Source organism: Pseudomonas sp. R4-15 (genome assembly GCF_055768815.1).
Map to the genome: position 1 here is coordinate 2,271,689 of NZ_CM147293.1, position 13,797 is coordinate 2,285,485.

The window sequence follows — 13,797 nt, forward strand, 5'->3', positions numbered from 1 at the left end:
CGTCGGCCAGGTCATGGAAAATCACCTCACCCCCTACAGCGAGGTCATCCCGATGAGCCAATCCCCCCGTCGCGCCCTGATCGTCATCGACGTGCAGAACGAATACATCAACGGCAACCTGCGGATCGAATATCCGCCGGTCAGCGAGTCCCTGCCAAACATCCTGCGCGCCATGGATGCCGCCCACGCCCAGGCGATTCCGGTCGTCGTCATCCAGCATTTCGCCGCAGCCGATTCGCCGCTGTTCGCCCGGGGCGGAGCGATGGCCGAGCTGCATCCGGAAGTCGCTCGTCGAGCACGAGACCTGCACGTGGGCAAAAACCTGGCGAGCGCACTGGCCGGCACGGAACTGGGCGCCTGGCTGCGTGAGCGGCAGGTCGACACGCTCAGCGTGGTCGGCTACATGACGCACAACTGCGACGTGTCCACCGTGCTGCAGGCCCATCACGAGGGCTGGCGCGTCGAGCTGTTGCACGATGCCAGTGGTTCCGTGCCCTACGAGAATGCCCTAGGCAGCGCCAGCGCCGAGGAGATCCACCGGGTGATGACGGTGGTCATGCACAGCAGTTTCGCCGCCGTGGCATCCACGGCGCAGTGGCTGACGGCGATCGAGCGTGGCGAGCCACTGGCGGGGGACAATATCTACCTATCCAATCAGCGGGCGATCGGCAAACGCTGATCTAGCGGGCGCTTGCCGTCCCCAGGCGCCTTGTCGCAACGGCAAGGCGCTGCTATCCAAGACCCGCCGATCAATGCTCAAGCATGGTTTCGCGTAGTTGCGCGGCGAAGGCCTCCGCCAGTTTCAGTCGCTCGCCGGGGTAGGGGAATATCACCGCGCAGCGCGACAGCAGCGACTCCTGGATCGGTACCACTGCCAGATCGGCTCCCTGGAACGGCGCGGCGGCCAGTTGGGAGATCAGGCTGATGCCCGCACCGGCCTCCACCAGCCCGCAGGCCACCAGCGAGTTGGGGGTTTCCAGGATCACATTGGGCGATATGTGCAGTTTGGAGAACGCGTCCTCAATCTGGTAGCGAATGTAGCTGTGTTGCGAGAGCAGGATCATGCGTTCGCCATCGAGCTCTTTCAGCGAAATGCGTTTTTTCTGCGCCAATGGGTGACTGCGTGGGATTACCGTGCAAATTGGCACCGGCTCCAGCGGCTCGATGGAAATCGAGGACTTCGACAAGGGTAGTTCGACCACCGCGACGTCGAACTGGCGCGTGGCAATCTGATCGGCGATCTGCCGGGTCGGCAGCGTCTGGATGTACACCGTCACTTTCGGTCGGGTCGCCAGGAACTGCGCTACGGCGCGCGGTACGACGCCCAGAGACAGCGCCGGAAGGGTCGCGATGCGCAGTTGCCCCGCCCGCTGCTGACCGATGTCTTGTGCGGCCTGGGCGATGCGGTCGAGGCTCCCGTAGATGGGCTCGATTTCCCGGAAGAACGCTTCCCCTTCGGGCGTCGCTACCAGCTTGCGACCACGCCGCTCGAACAGCTTGTAGCCGATCTTGAGCTCTAGCAGGGCGATGGCTCGGCTGATCGCTGGCTGCGTCACGCTCATCATTTGCGCCGCACCGACCACGGTGCCGGAGCGCATCACTGAATAGAACGCTTCGATCTGACGCAGGTTGACGGCGGGCTTCATGGGTAGGCGCTCATGCTGGGCTGGAAACGAGGCAACGTGTGGTGCCGCCGGCTCAAGGTACGGGTCGATCCATCCGCTCACTGCGCCGACAAACCGAAGCGGCTTGCTAGAGCGTTCGTGAACGAAACATAACATTCATGCATTAGTAGGGGGCGAAATTTACCTATTCAGCACTTCTTTTCGCTGCCTAAGATGGCCGCAAGCCTGCCGTGCTGGCGGCCCAACTCTAATAATCATTCGTTCGTGCCAACCCTGTAGGAGCCACCCATGTATAAGACGCTTGCCGTGATGAGCACCTTGGCTTTTGCCGTGTCAGTCAACGCCCATGCCGAAGAAACGCTCTATGTCGGTGGCTATGGAGGCTCGACGGAGAACATCTTCAAAGACAAGATCATTCCGTCATTCGAAGCGAAAACCGGCGCGAAGGTGGTTTACGTAGCGGGCAACTCGACCGACACGCTGGCCAAGCTGCAGGCGCAGAAGGGCAACCAGGAACTCTCCGTCGCGTTGATCGATGACGGTCCCATGTTCCAGGCCATCGACCAGGGCTTGTGCGCCAAGGTCGAGGCCAACCCCGCGTTGGATGACCTCTATCCGAGTGCACGGATGCCGGGGGGCAAGTCGCTGGGTATCGGTTTCATCGCTGTGGGCCTGACCTACAACAAAGCGTTTTTCGCCAAGAAAGGCTGGCCCGCGCCGACCTCCTGGCACGATCTGGAAAACCCGAAGTACGAACAGACCGTGGTCATTCCGCCCATCGCCAATGGCTACGGGCTGTTGACCCTGTTGATGATGGCCAAGATCAACGGCGGCGGTGAAAACAACATGGAGCCCGGCTTCTCGGCGATGATCGATAAGGTCGCTCCGAACGTACTGGCTTGGGAGCCGTCGCCGGGCAAGATGGCGCAGATGCTGCAGACCGGCGAGTCGGTGCTGGCCGTATGGGGCAATGGCCGCGTGCAGACCGCGATCGCTCAGGGTGCGCCGCTGGAGTTCGTCTATCCGAAGGAAGGTGCGGTGGCGTTGCTCAGCGCGGGTTGCGCCGTCGAAGGCGCGCCGCAGCCGGAGCTGGCCCAGCAGTTCCTGCGCCATGTGACCTCTCCCGAATCCCAGGCCATTCTCGCCGACGTCAACGGCTGGGGGCCGGTCAACGAGAAAACCGAGCTGACGCCTGAAGTCGCTGCCCGCGTGGTGTACGGACCGGAAAAGGTCAACGCCCTGGTCTCTCCGAACTACGACGTGATCAACGCCAAGCGCAGCGAGTGGACCACCCGCTGGAACCGCTCCGTCGAGCAGTGAGCCACTGTATCGCGCAATGACCAGAAGGTGGCTGTGATGAGGCAAGAACCATGAGCTTCTTGACGTTAGAGGGTATCTCCAAGCACTACGGCGATTTCGTCGCCGTGGCCGATACCACCCTGCACATCGAAAAGGGCGAATTCGTCAGCTTGCTCGGCCCGTCCGGCTGCGGCAAGACCACCACTTTGCAAATGGTGGCCGGGTTCGTCCAACCGTCCCGAGGGCGGATCGTCCTCGACGGGCGCGATATCACCCAGGTCAAGCCCAGCCAGCGCGGCCTGGGCATCGTATTCCAGAGCTACGCGCTGTTCCCGCACATGAGCGTTGCCGACAACGTCGCCTTCGGCCTGGAAATGCAGGGGCTGCGCGCCGCCGAGCGCCGTCAGCGGGTCAAGGAGACCCTGCAACTGGTGCACCTGGAACCGATGGCCGAGCGTTACCCGCGCGAGCTGTCCGGCGGCCAGCGCCAGCGTGTGGCGCTGGCGCGTGCGCTGGCCATCCAGCCGCCGGTATTGTTGCTGGACGAGCCGATGGGTGCGCTGGATGCCAAGCTGCGCGAGGAGATGCAGATCGAGCTGCGTGCCCTGCAGCATCGCGTCGGTGTGACCACCATCATGGTCACCCACGATCAGGCCGAGGCAATGACTCTGTCCGATCGCGTGGTGCTGATGAACAAGGGTGGTATCGAGCAGGTCGATCGGCCGCTGGATATGTACGAGCGGCCCAACGGCCGCTTCGCCTCGACCTTCCTGGGCAAGGCCAACGTGTTCGACGGAAGCCGCGCGCACGCGGGCGGCGAGTTCGAGGTGCAGGGCCATCGCCTGCCCTCCAACGATGAGGGCGTTGGCGAGCTGGCCTACATCGTGCGTCCTGAGAAGATCCAGTTCACCGAGCAGAATGTGCTGCTGCGTGGCCGCGTCGGCGCCCGGGTGTTCCTCGGCAACCATTGGTTGTACCAGGTGGAGACGTCACTGGGCGCACTGCAGGTGACGCAACCCAACGACGGTCTGCCGCAGGTCGCCGAGGGCGATGAAGTGGGCCTGAGCTGGCTCGCCGAACATGCGCGTCTGGCGCCGCGTTCCGGGAGCCCGGCATGAGTCGCCCGAGCGCTGCGCTGCCGTACTGGCTGGCCAGCCCCGGCATGCTGATGGTGCTGGCCTTCGTCGCCTGCCCGTTGCTGATCCTGCTGTCGCTGAGCTTCTACAGCTACCTCCCCGGCGGCGCCGTGGGCGACCAGGCGAGCCTGGGCAACTACGCCAGTGTACTCAGTGACAGCTACTACTACGGCATCTTCGCCCGCACCTTCGGCATGGGGCTGATGGTGACCGCACTGTGCATCCTCATCGGTGTACCGGAAGCCTACGTGCTGAGCCGGCTTTCGCCGCGCTGGCGGGCGGTTTCCATCGTCATCGTGCTGGGACCACTGCTGGTGTCGGTGGTGGTGCGCACCCTGGGCTGGGCGATCCTGCTCGGCAACGCCGGGGTGATCAACAAGGTGCTGCTGGCCTGGGGGCTGATCGACACGCCGATCAAGATGATGTTCACCTTCGGCGGGGTGGTGGTGGCCATGGTGCATGTGCTGGTGCCGTTCATGGTGCTGGCGGTGTGGGCGTCGATGCAGAAGCTCGACCCGGCCACCGAGCAGGCCGCCGAATCCCTCGGCGCGGGGTTGTTCACCGTGTTGCGGCGTATCGTCTTTCCCCAGGTCATCCCCGGGGTGCTGTCCGGCAGTCTGATCGTCTTCGCCCTGGCCACCAGCGCCTTCGCCACCCCGGCGATCATCGGCGGGCGGCGCCTGAAGGTGGTGCCCACGACGATCTATGACGAATTCCTCGCCAACCTCAACTGGCCGCTCGGCGCGACCCTGGCGGTGGTGCTGCTGGTGTTGGTGATGGCGCTGTCGATGGGCCTCAACCGCCTGATCGAGCGTCGCTACAAGCAGGTATTCCAATGAACAGAACTCCTCGCGTGCTGCTGGTTTTCCACGGCCTGTTCATCGCCTTCATGCTCGCGCCGCTGGTGGTGGTGGTGCTGGTGTCGTTCACCGACAAGGGCTACATCTCCATGCCGTTCGACGGCGCCTCCTGGCGCTGGTACACAGCGATGCTCAGCGACGACAGCTTCACCACGCCGTTCTACCGCAGCCTCGGGCTGGGCGCGCTGGCCGCGACCCTGGCCACGCTGCTGGCGGTGCCGGCGGGCATGGCCATCGCCTGGCACCGCTTCCCCGGTCGCGAGGTGGTGCTGGGCGCGCTGATGTCGCCGCTGATGGTGCCGCATGTGGTGTTGGGTATCGCCTTGCTGCGCTTCCTCACGCTGATCGGTGGCTCCAGCACCTTCTGGGGACTGACGGCCGCACACACCGTGGTGGTGCTGCCCTATGTACTGCGCCTGGTAGTCGCCGCCGCTACGGGGTTCGACCGCACCACCGCGCAGGCCGCGCAATCACTGGGCGCCTCAGCCTGGACGGTGTTCTGGCGCATCGAATTGCCGCTCATCGTGCCCGGTGTGGCGGGTGGCTGGCTGATCGCTTTCATCAACAGTTTTGACGAGCTGACCATGTCCGTATTCGTGGCCTCTGCCAGTACCGAGACCTTGCCGGTGAAGATGTACAACTACATCGCCAACAGCATCGATCCGCTGCTGGCCTCCGTGTCGACGGTGCTGATCGTGTTGACCCTGGCGCTGATGATCCTGCTCGACCGTTTCTACGGTCTGGATCGGGTCCTCGCGGGGAAAACCTCATGAGCCGCACGAGCATCGATACCCTGGTGATTGGCGGCGGCGTGGTGGGCATGTCCATCGCCTACGGCCTGGCGCGTGCCGGTGAGCGCGTGCGGGTGCTGGATGAGGGCGACGACGCCTTCCGTGCCGCGCGTGGCAACTTCGGCCTGGTGTGGGTGCAGGGCAAGGGCCTGTCCACGCCCGACTATTCGCGTTGGACCATGAGCTCGGCCAAGGGCTGGCAGGCATTTGCCGAGGAATTGAACGAGCGTACCGGTGTCGCCCTGGAGCTGCAGCAGAACGGTGGGCTGCACTTCTGCCTGAGCGATCAGGAACTGGAGAAGCGCGAGGCGAGCCTGGCCTCGCTGCAGCGGATGCTGGGCGAACCCTATCCCTACCAGATGCTCGACAACGCGGCGCTGCGTGAGCTGTCGCCACATATCGGCCCGAACGTGGCGGGTGCCAGCTTCGGCAAGCTGGACGGGCATGTCAGCCCGTTGCGCCTGTTGCGCGCGCTGTTCCAGGCGGTCACTGCGCTGGGTGGCGAGCTGGTCAACCGAGTGCGCGTCGAGCGCATCGAAAAACGTAGCGATGGCTTCCATGTCTGGTCCTCGGGTGTCGAGCACGTGGCCGGGCGCGTGGTGCTCGCCGCCGGCCTGGGCAACCGCCAGTTGGGGCCGATGGTGGGCATCGATGCGCCCGTCGAGCCGAACCGCGGGCAGATTCTCGTCACCGAGCGGATGCAGCCGTTCCTCAACTATCCCACCGGCGTCGTGCGCCAGACCGGCGAAGGCGTGGTGCAGATTGGCGACTCCAAGGAAGACGTCGGTCTCGATGATGGCACCACCCTCGAGCAACTGGCACGCATCGCTGCCCGTGCGCAGAGGATCTTCCCGCTGCTGGAGAACGCCAACATCGTGCGCACCTGGGGCGCGCTGCGGGTGATGACGCCCGATGGCCTGCCGATCTACCAGGAATCCAGCCAATGCCCCGGGGCGTTCCTGGTGACCTGCCACAGCGGCATTACCCTGGCTTCGGCCCACGCCACAGCGCTGGTGCGCTGGCTGCGGGGCGGCGAGGAGCCGGCTTCGATCAAGACGTTCAAGGCGGAGCGCTTCCATGTTTAAGCCGATCGCGCTTCCTCAAGCGCAACAACCGGCCCAGGTGCAGATCTGGGTCGACGGCCAGCCGTTGACCGCGCGCGCCGGGGAAACCCTCGCGACCGCGTTGCTCAACCAGGGCATCGAGCCGCTGCGCCACACCCCGGTGTCCGGCGCGCCGCGCATGCCGTTCTGCCTGATGGGCGCGTGCTTCGAGTGCCTGGTCGAGGTCGATGGCCAGCCGAACGAGCAGGCCTGCATGCTGCAGGTGCGCGAGGGTATGCAGGTTCGGCGGATGCACGGCGCACGCCAGGCGGAGGCCCACGCATGAGCGACTTCACCCATGACGTGATCGTGATCGGCGCCGGGCCTGCGGGGCTGTCGGCGGCGACCACCGCGCAGGCCCTGGGTCTGCGGACCCTGTTGCTCGACGAGCAGGCCGGTCCCGGCGGGCAGATCTATCGCAACATCCGAGGGGTGGCCCCCGCGGTGGCCGAAGTGCTCGGCAAGGACTACCGCCATGGCGAAGGTCTGGCCGTGCGTGCCGAACAGGTACTGAGCGATGTGCGCTACGGCGCGCTGGTGTGGGACGTGGCGCGTGACCTGACGCTGACCGTGCAGCAGAACGGCCAGTCGTTCCAGGTGCGTGCGCCGCAACTGATCGCCGCCAGCGGTGCGATGGAGCGTCCTTCGCCGATTCCCGGCTGGACGCTGCCTGGCGTGATGAGCGCAGGTGCTGCGCAGATCGCTCTGAAAACGGGTGCCAGTGTGCCGGCAGGCCCTGTGGTGCTGGCCGGCGCCGGTCCGCTGTTGCTGCTGGTCGCCTGCCAGTTGCTCGATGCGGGTGCCGAGGTGCGCGCCATCGTGCAGACTGCGCCGCGCAGCAACCTGGGGCGCGCCATGCGTTACCTGCCGGCGGCCCTTGGCGCACCGGCCTACCTGAGCAAGGGCCTGGGCATGCTGTGGAAGCTGCGCAAGGCCGGCGTGCCGGTGTTCAGTGCCGCGAGCGAGTTGCGCATCGAAGGCGAGGAGAAAGCCGAGGCCCTGGTGTTCCGTGCCAATGGCCGCGAGCAGCGCTATGCGGCCGATACCGTGCTGTTGCACCACGGTGTAGTGCCGAACACTCAGCTCAGCCGCCTGATGCGCGTCGAGCACGACTGGGACGCCGAGCAATTGGCCTGGCGTCCACACCTGGATGCGTGGGGCCAGACGTCGCTCGCAGGCCTGCGTATCGCCGGCGACGGTGCCGCGATCGGCGGTGCCCTGGCTGCCGAGCCCGCGGGTGCGCTGGCCGCCATCGGCGCAGCATTGGCACTCGGTAAACTCGAGCACAGCGCTGCCGAAGCGAAGGCCGCGCCGCTGCGTGCGCAATGGGCGCGGCACCTGCGTATCCGTCCGTTCCTGGATGCGCTGTACCGCCCGCCGCAGTGGCTGGCCGAGCCCGCCGACGAGACGGTGGTATGCCGCTGCGAGGAAGTCACCGCCGGGCAGATCCGCGACATGGCGCGCCTGGGTTGCCAGGGGCCGAACCAGACCAAGTTCTTCAGTCGCTGCGGCATGGGGCCCTGCCAGGGGCGCATGTGCGGGCTGACGGTGACGCAACTGTTGGCCAGCAGCACGGGTGCGACACCGGAGCAAGTTGGGGCCTATCACATTCGCTCACCGCTCAAACCCGTGCCTCTGGGCTCGCTGGCGATGCTTGCGGAAACCGAGCCGGCGGAATCGTCGCGCAGACCCTAGGGTCTGTTGCCGCAAATCCGAATCCCTCTCTCGCCACCTGAGTGGTGGCGTTCTTTTTTCAGGAGTACGCATGAGCTCGATCCAACGAATCCAGTCCGGTCCGCGCATGAGCAAGATCGTGATCCACTCCGGCGTGGTCTACCTGTGCGGCCAGACCGCCTCCGGGGGTGATGCCGCCAAGGCAGATATCGCGGCGCAGACCCAGGCGGTGTTGGCCAAGATCGACGGACTGTTGGCCGAAGCGGGCAGCGACAAGACGCGTATCCTCTCCACCACCATCTATCTCAAGACCATGGATGACTTCGCCGGCATGAATGCCGTGTGGGAAAACTGGATCGATGCCGAACACACCCCGGCCCGGGCTACCGTACAGGCGCTGATGGCCAGCCCCGATCTGCGCGTTGAAATGAGCGTGGTCGCCGCAGTCTGCGACTGATTGAGTCCAGAGATAGCCCATGCACCTGCATGGGCCGCATCCTTCGGTGCGGTGCCTGACCGGCACCTCGTGTGTCACTCCTCGTGCTTGTCCCGATGGCGCCCCACCAGCGAGTCCACCGCCGGTACGCGGGTGTCGCTCTCCATCTGCGCATCGTGTTCCAGCTGGTGATCGAAGCGCTCCAGGGACTGTTTGCCGTTCTGCGCGTCGCTGGAGAATACCGGCGGGCTCAGGACGTAGGCGCTGATCAGGCGGGCGAGGGCGGCCAGGCTGTCGATGTGGGTGCGTTCGTAGCCATGGGTGGCGTCGCAACCGAAGGCGATTAGTGCGGTGCGGATGTCGTGGCCGGCGGTCACTGCGGATTGGGCGTCGCTGTGGTAGTAGCGGAACAGGTCACGGCGTAGCGGGATGTCGTGTTCCTCGCCCAGGCGCAACAGGTGGCGTGACAGGTGATAGTCGTAGGGACCACCGGAGTCCTGCATGGCGACGGTGACTTTCTGTTCGTTGGACTGCTGCCCCGGCGCCACCGGAGCGATGTCGATACCGACGAATTCGGACACGTCCCAGGGCAGTGCGGCGGCGGCCCCGGAGCCGACTTCTTCGGTGATGGTGAACAGCGGGTGCACGTCGATCGGCGGTTCGCGACCACTGTCGACCACCGCCTTGAGTCCCGCGAGCAGGGCGGCGACGCCGGCCTTGTCGTCCAGATGGCGGGCGCTGATGTGGCCGCTGTCGGTGAATTCGGGGAGCGGGTCGAAGGCCACGAAATCGCCTACGCCAACCCCCAGCGCCTCGGTTTGCGCGCGGTTCTCGGTGACCGCATCCAGGCGCAGTTCGACGTGGTCCCAACTCACCGGCATCTGGTCGACGGCGGTGTTGAAGGCATGTCCGGATGCCATCAGGGGCAGCACGCTGCCGCGCAGCACGCCCAGGTCGGTGAACACGCTGACGCGGCTGCCTTCGGCGAAGCGGCTCGACCAGCAACCCACCGGCGCCAGGGCCAGACGGCCGTTGTCATGGACTTCGCGGACGATGGCGCCAATGGTGTCCAGGTGCGCGGAGATCGCCCGGTCCGGGCTGTAGCGGCGCCCCTTGAGCGTGGCGCGGATGGTGCCGCGGCGGGTCAGTTCGAAGGGGATTCCCAGTTCTTCCAGGCGCTCGGCGACGTAGCGCACCAGGGTATCGGTGAAGCCGGTGGGGCTGGGGATGGCCAGCATCTCCAGCAAGACCCGACGCAGGTAGTCCAGGTCGGGTTCGGGAAGTCGGCTGCTCATGGCATCTCCTGTACGACGGCGCCGCGACGCGGCGCGCTATCAGGGGTGGCTTTGACTGAGCGGGAACAACAGGTCGATGAACCGCTCGGCCGTTGGTTGTGGCTGGTGATTGGCCAGGCCGACGCGCTCGTTGGCCTCGATGAACACATGTTCGGGCTGGTCCGCAGCCGGTACCAGCAGGTCCAGGCCGACCACCGGAATGTCCAGTGCCCGGGAGGCGCGTACGGCGGCCTCGCGCAGGGTCGGGTGGAGGATCGCGGTGACGTCCTCCAGGGTGCCGCCGGTATGCAGGTTGGCGGTCTTGCGCACCGCCAGGCGGGTGCCGGCGGGTAGCACGTGGTCGTAGTCGTAACCGGCGCTACGCAGGGTGCGTAGTGTCTCGTCGTCCAGTGGAATGCTGCTCTCGCCGCTGGTCGCGGCCTGGCGCCGGCGACTCTGTTTTTCGATCAGTTGGCGGATTGCCAGGCGTCCGTCACCCAGGATTTCCGCAGGGCGGCGGATGGCCGCGGCGACCACCTGGTGGCCGATCACCACGATGCGCAGATCCAGGCCCTCGTGGTAGCTCTCCAGCAGGACCCTCGAATCGAAGCGGCGCGCCTGCTCGATGGCTTCGCGCAGTTCCTCTTCGTTGCGCAGGTCCACGGCCACGCCCTGACCCTGTTCGCCGTCCACCGGCTTGGCGACCACCGCGCCGTGCTCGGCGAGGAAGGCTGCGTTGTCCTCATCGCTACCGGCCAGGCGTTGTGCGGGCAACGACAGCCCGGCGCGCTGCAGGCAGCGGTGGGTCAGGCGTTTGTCCTGGCAGAGGGTCATGGCCACGGCGCTGGTGAGGTCCGAGAGCGATTCGCGGCAGCGGATGCGCCGACCGCCGTGGGTGAGGGTGAACAGGCCACCCTCGGCGTCGTCCACTTGCACGTCGATGCCGCGGCGCAGGGCCTCGTCGACGATGATGCGCGCGTAAGGGTTGAGTTCTGCTTGGGGGCCGGGACCGATGAACAGCGGCTGGTTGATGCTGTTTCGGCACTTCAGGGTGAAGGTCGGCAGGTTGCGGAAACCGAGCTTCTCGTACAGGGCGATGGCCTGACGGTTGTCATGCATCACCGACAGGTCGAGGTAGGCCTGGCCGCGCGAGAGGTAGTGCTCGACCAGATGCCGTACCAGCGCTTCGCCCACGCCGGGGCGCTTGCAGGTCGGGCTGACCGCCAGGCACCAGAGGCTGCTGCCACCCTCGGGATCACCGAAGGCCTCGCTGTGGTTGAGCCCCATGACACCGCCGACGATCTCGCCGCTGCCCTCGTCCTCGGCGACCCAGTAGGTCGGCCCGCCGTCCTCCAGGGGCGTCAACTGGGCGGGTTTCACGCTGAGCATGCCGCGCGTCTGGTAGAGGCAGTTGAGCCCCTGCCAGTCCGCCTCGCTCTGCGCGCGGCGAATCTGGAAGCCGCGGAACGGCCGGCGCGCAGGTCGGTAGTCGGTGAACCACAGGCGCAGGGTGTCCGACGGGTCGAGGAAGAGCTGCTGCGGCGCCTGTGCCAGGACCTGGTGCGGTGCCTCCACGTAGAGCGCGAGATCGCGTTCGCCGGGGGATTCGCGCAGCAGTTCGGCAGCCAGCTCAGTAGGGTCTGAAAAGGTATGCCCGATGAGGATACGGCCCCAGCCGCAGGCGATGGCTACCGGCGCTTCGCTGCGCGCCTGGCCATCGGCGGCCAGGCGCGCCTGCAGGCGTTGGTAGGTGGGCGGCTGTCCGCGCCGCAGGCGCTGTCCATAGGGGTTTTTCATGGTCTTGGGCTCAGAGTCCGTGTTCGCTCAGCCACAGGTTGAGTGCCGCGAGCTGCCAAAGTTTCGAACCGCGCAGCGGTGTGAGCTGGCCGTCCGGGTCGGCCAGCAGGCGATCGATGTAATCGCGCTGGAACAGCCCGCGGTCCTGGCTGGGGTCGAGCAGCAGCTCGCGCACCCAGCCCAGGGTGTCGCCCTGCAGGTGCTTGAGGCCGGGCACTGGGAAGTAGCCCTTCTTGCGGTCGATGACTTCGGCGGGAATCACCTGACGGGCGGCTTCCTTGAGTACGTGCTTACCGCCGTCGGGCAGCTTGAAGCGCGCCGGGATGCGTGCCGAAAGCTCGGCCACGCGGTAGTCGAGGAACGGCGTGCGTGCCTCCAGGCCCCAGGCCATGGTCATGTTGTCCACGCGCTTGACCGGGTCGTCGACCAGCATCACGGTGCTGTCGATGCGCAACGCCTTGTCCACCGCGGCCTCGGCGCCGGGACTGGCGAAGTGCTCGGCGACGAAGCGCGCCGAATGGTCGTCATCGACCCATTTGGCCTGCATCAGCTTGGCGTATTCGCCGAAGTCGCGGTCGCGGAACGCGGCCAGATAGGCCTCCACCGGGTCGGCGGCGCCGTCCACCTGCGGATACCAGTGGTAGCCGGCGAACAGCTCGTCCGCGCCCTGGCCGCTCTGCACCACCTTGCAGTGCTTGGCGACTTCTCGCGAGAGCAGGTAGAAGGCGATGCAGTCGTGGCTGACCATCGGCTCGCTCATGGCGCGGAAGGCCGCCGGCAACTGCTCGATGATTTCGTGCTCGGCGATGCGCAGCTTGTGGTGGCGAGTGGCGTAGTGCTCGGCGATCAGGTCCGAATACTGGAATTCGTCGCCACGCTCGCCGCCGGCATCCTCGAAGCCGATGGAGAAGGTCAGCAGATTCTCGCCGACACCGGCTTCGCGCAGCAGGCCGACCAGCAGGCTGGAGTCGACACCACCGGAGAGCAGCACGCCGACGTCCACTGCCGCGCGCTGACGGATCGCCACGGCCTCGCGCAGGGTGTCCAGGGTGCGGGTCTTCCAGTCCTCGAAGCCGAGTGCGGCCTCTTCGGCGGTCTGCCCGTAGTCCAGCGTCCACCAGGTGCGCTGCTCGACGCGGCCGTCCGCCTCGACGCGCAGCCAGGTCGCCGGCGGCAGTTTCTCGATGCCCGCGACCAGCGTGCGCGGTGCCGGCACCACGGCGTGGAAGCTCATGTAGTGATTCAGCGCCACCGGATCGAGGATACGCTCGATGTCACCTCCGGCGAGCAAGGCCGGCAGGGTGGAGGCGAAGCGCAGGCGCTTGTCGGTGCGCGAGAGGTACAGCGGCTTGACGCCCAGACGGTCGCGGGCAAGGAACAGCCGGCCGCTGTCGCGCTCCCACACGGCGAAGGCGAACATGCCGTTGAGCTTGGGCAGCAGTTTTTCGCCCCAGGCGTGGTAGCCCTTGAGCAGCACCTCGGTGTCGCCATTGGAGAAGAAGGCATAGCCCAGCCCCTCCAGTTCGGCACGCAGCTCGGGGTAGTTATAGATGGCGCCGTTGAACACCATCGAAAGCCCCAGATTGGGGTCGACCATCGGTTGCCCGGAGGCCTCCTCCAGGTCCATGATCTTCAACCGCCGATGGCCGAAGCCCAGCGGGCCCTGGCTGTGGAAACCACAGGCGTCCGGCCCGCGTGGAGCCAGCTCGTGGGTCATACGCTCGACGGCGTTCAGCTCGCTCGGGCGTTGGTCAAATCGTAACTCTCCTGCTATTCCGCACATGTCCTTGCCGATCTCTCGT

At 66.0% G+C, this 13,797-nt stretch carries 13 protein-coding genes; 9 read left to right on the forward strand and 4 right to left on the reverse strand.

The window, feature by feature from the left end:
• Positions 1-52: 52 nt before the first annotated feature.
• Positions 53-679: a cysteine hydrolase family protein gene (locus ACYRGX_RS10820; RefSeq protein WP_473056562.1), complete on the forward strand. Its 627-nt coding sequence runs from the start codon at positions 53-55 to the stop codon at positions 677-679.
• Positions 680-749: 70 nt separating this feature from the next.
• Here the strand turns inward: ACYRGX_RS10820 and ACYRGX_RS10825 are convergent, their stop codons facing one another.
• Complete coding sequence (locus ACYRGX_RS10825) at positions 750-1,646, reverse strand: LysR family transcriptional regulator (RefSeq protein WP_473056563.1); 897 nt, start codon at positions 1,644-1,646, stop codon at positions 750-752.
• A gap of 267 nt (positions 1,647-1,913) precedes the next feature.
• Here ACYRGX_RS10825 and ACYRGX_RS10830 point away from each other — a divergent pair, with 267 nt between their 5' ends.
• From ACYRGX_RS10830 to ACYRGX_RS10865, 8 genes are all read left to right on the forward strand, one after another.
• Positions 1,914-2,945 carry an ABC transporter substrate-binding protein gene (locus tag ACYRGX_RS10830; protein WP_473056564.1) on the forward strand — a complete coding sequence of 344 codons (1,032 nt, stop codon included), beginning with the start codon at positions 1,914-1,916 and terminating at the stop codon, positions 2,943-2,945.
• Between the two features lie 50 nt (positions 2,946-2,995).
• Positions 2,996-4,042, forward strand: a complete 1,047-nt coding sequence (locus tag ACYRGX_RS10835; RefSeq protein WP_473056565.1) for an ABC transporter ATP-binding protein — start codon at positions 2,996-2,998, stop codon at positions 4,040-4,042.
• Positions 4,039-4,899, forward strand: coding sequence for an ABC transporter permease (locus ACYRGX_RS10840; RefSeq protein WP_473056566.1), 861 nt, complete (start codon positions 4,039-4,041; stop codon positions 4,897-4,899). Before ACYRGX_RS10835 ends, ACYRGX_RS10840 begins: the two co-directional genes overlap by 4 nt.
• Entirely contained in the window at positions 4,896-5,693 is a 798-nt protein-coding gene (locus ACYRGX_RS10845; protein WP_473056567.1) for an ABC transporter permease, read from the forward strand. Before ACYRGX_RS10840 ends, ACYRGX_RS10845 begins: the two co-directional genes overlap by 4 nt.
• Positions 5,690-6,796: an NAD(P)/FAD-dependent oxidoreductase gene (locus ACYRGX_RS10850; RefSeq protein ID WP_473056568.1), complete on the forward strand. Its 1,107-nt coding sequence runs from the start codon at positions 5,690-5,692 to the stop codon at positions 6,794-6,796. The genes ACYRGX_RS10845 and ACYRGX_RS10850 overlap by 4 nt, the downstream gene beginning before the upstream one ends.
• A complete protein-coding gene (locus tag ACYRGX_RS10855; RefSeq protein ID WP_473056569.1) occupies positions 6,789-7,100 on the forward strand; it encodes a (2Fe-2S)-binding protein in 312 nt (103 codons plus the stop codon). The genes ACYRGX_RS10850 and ACYRGX_RS10855 overlap by 8 nt, the downstream gene beginning before the upstream one ends.
• Entirely contained in the window at positions 7,097-8,509 is a 1,413-nt protein-coding gene (locus tag ACYRGX_RS10860) for an FAD-dependent oxidoreductase (protein WP_473056570.1), read from the forward strand. Before ACYRGX_RS10855 ends, ACYRGX_RS10860 begins: the two co-directional genes overlap by 4 nt.
• A gap of 70 nt (positions 8,510-8,579) precedes the next feature.
• On the forward strand, positions 8,580-8,945 hold the full coding sequence (locus ACYRGX_RS10865; protein WP_473056571.1) for a RidA family protein: 366 nt from the start codon (positions 8,580-8,582) through the stop codon (positions 8,943-8,945).
• Between the two features lie 74 nt (positions 8,946-9,019).
• Here the strand turns inward: ACYRGX_RS10865 and ACYRGX_RS10870 are convergent, their stop codons facing one another.
• Genes ACYRGX_RS10870 through ACYRGX_RS10880 form a run of 3 tightly spaced genes read right to left on the reverse strand, consistent with a single transcriptional unit; the run spans position 9,020 to position 13,778 of the window.
• Positions 9,020-10,219 (reverse strand): osmoprotectant NAGGN system M42 family peptidase, encoded by a 1,200-nt coding sequence (locus ACYRGX_RS10870; protein WP_473056572.1) that lies wholly within the window; start codon positions 10,217-10,219, stop codon positions 9,020-9,022.
• Between the two features lie 39 nt (positions 10,220-10,258).
• A complete protein-coding gene (gene ngg / locus ACYRGX_RS10875) occupies positions 10,259-11,995 on the reverse strand; it encodes an N-acetylglutaminylglutamine synthetase (RefSeq protein WP_473056573.1) in 1,737 nt (578 codons plus the stop codon).
• Positions 11,996-12,005: 10 nt separating this feature from the next.
• Positions 12,006-13,778: an N-acetylglutaminylglutamine amidotransferase gene (locus ACYRGX_RS10880; RefSeq protein ID WP_473056574.1), complete on the reverse strand. Its 1,773-nt coding sequence runs from the start codon at positions 13,776-13,778 to the stop codon at positions 12,006-12,008.
• Between the last annotated feature and the right edge of the window lie 19 nt (positions 13,779-13,797).

Bases quoted from the DNA above. Each gene is read 5' to 3' on its own strand.
- ACYRGX_RS10820 (WP_473056562.1), top strand. From the start codon at position 53: ATGAGCCAATCCCCCCGTCGCGCCCTGATCGTCATCGACGTGCAGAAC.
- ACYRGX_RS10825 (WP_473056563.1), bottom strand. From the start codon at position 1,646: ATGAAGCCCGCCGTCAACCTGCGTCAGATCGAAGCGTTCTATTCAGTG.
- ACYRGX_RS10830 (WP_473056564.1), top strand. From the start codon at position 1,914: ATGTATAAGACGCTTGCCGTGATGAGCACCTTGGCTTTTGCCGTGTCA.
- ACYRGX_RS10835 (WP_473056565.1), top strand. From the start codon at position 2,996: ATGAGCTTCTTGACGTTAGAGGGTATCTCCAAGCACTACGGCGATTTC.
- ACYRGX_RS10840 (WP_473056566.1), top strand. From the start codon at position 4,039: ATGAGTCGCCCGAGCGCTGCGCTGCCGTACTGGCTGGCCAGCCCCGGC.
- ACYRGX_RS10845 (WP_473056567.1), top strand. From the start codon at position 4,896: ATGAACAGAACTCCTCGCGTGCTGCTGGTTTTCCACGGCCTGTTCATC.
- ACYRGX_RS10850 (WP_473056568.1), top strand. From the start codon at position 5,690: ATGAGCCGCACGAGCATCGATACCCTGGTGATTGGCGGCGGCGTGGTG.
- ACYRGX_RS10855 (WP_473056569.1), top strand. From the start codon at position 6,789: ATGTTTAAGCCGATCGCGCTTCCTCAAGCGCAACAACCGGCCCAGGTG.
- ACYRGX_RS10860 (WP_473056570.1), top strand. From the start codon at position 7,097: ATGAGCGACTTCACCCATGACGTGATCGTGATCGGCGCCGGGCCTGCG.
- ACYRGX_RS10865 (WP_473056571.1), top strand. From the start codon at position 8,580: ATGAGCTCGATCCAACGAATCCAGTCCGGTCCGCGCATGAGCAAGATC.
- ACYRGX_RS10870 (WP_473056572.1), bottom strand. From the start codon at position 10,219: ATGAGCAGCCGACTTCCCGAACCCGACCTGGACTACCTGCGTCGGGTC.
- ngg (WP_473056573.1), bottom strand. From the start codon at position 11,995: ATGAAAAACCCCTATGGACAGCGCCTGCGGCGCGGACAGCCGCCCACC.
- ACYRGX_RS10880 (WP_473056574.1), bottom strand. From the start codon at position 13,778: ATGTGCGGAATAGCAGGAGAGTTACGATTTGACCAACGCCCGAGCGAG.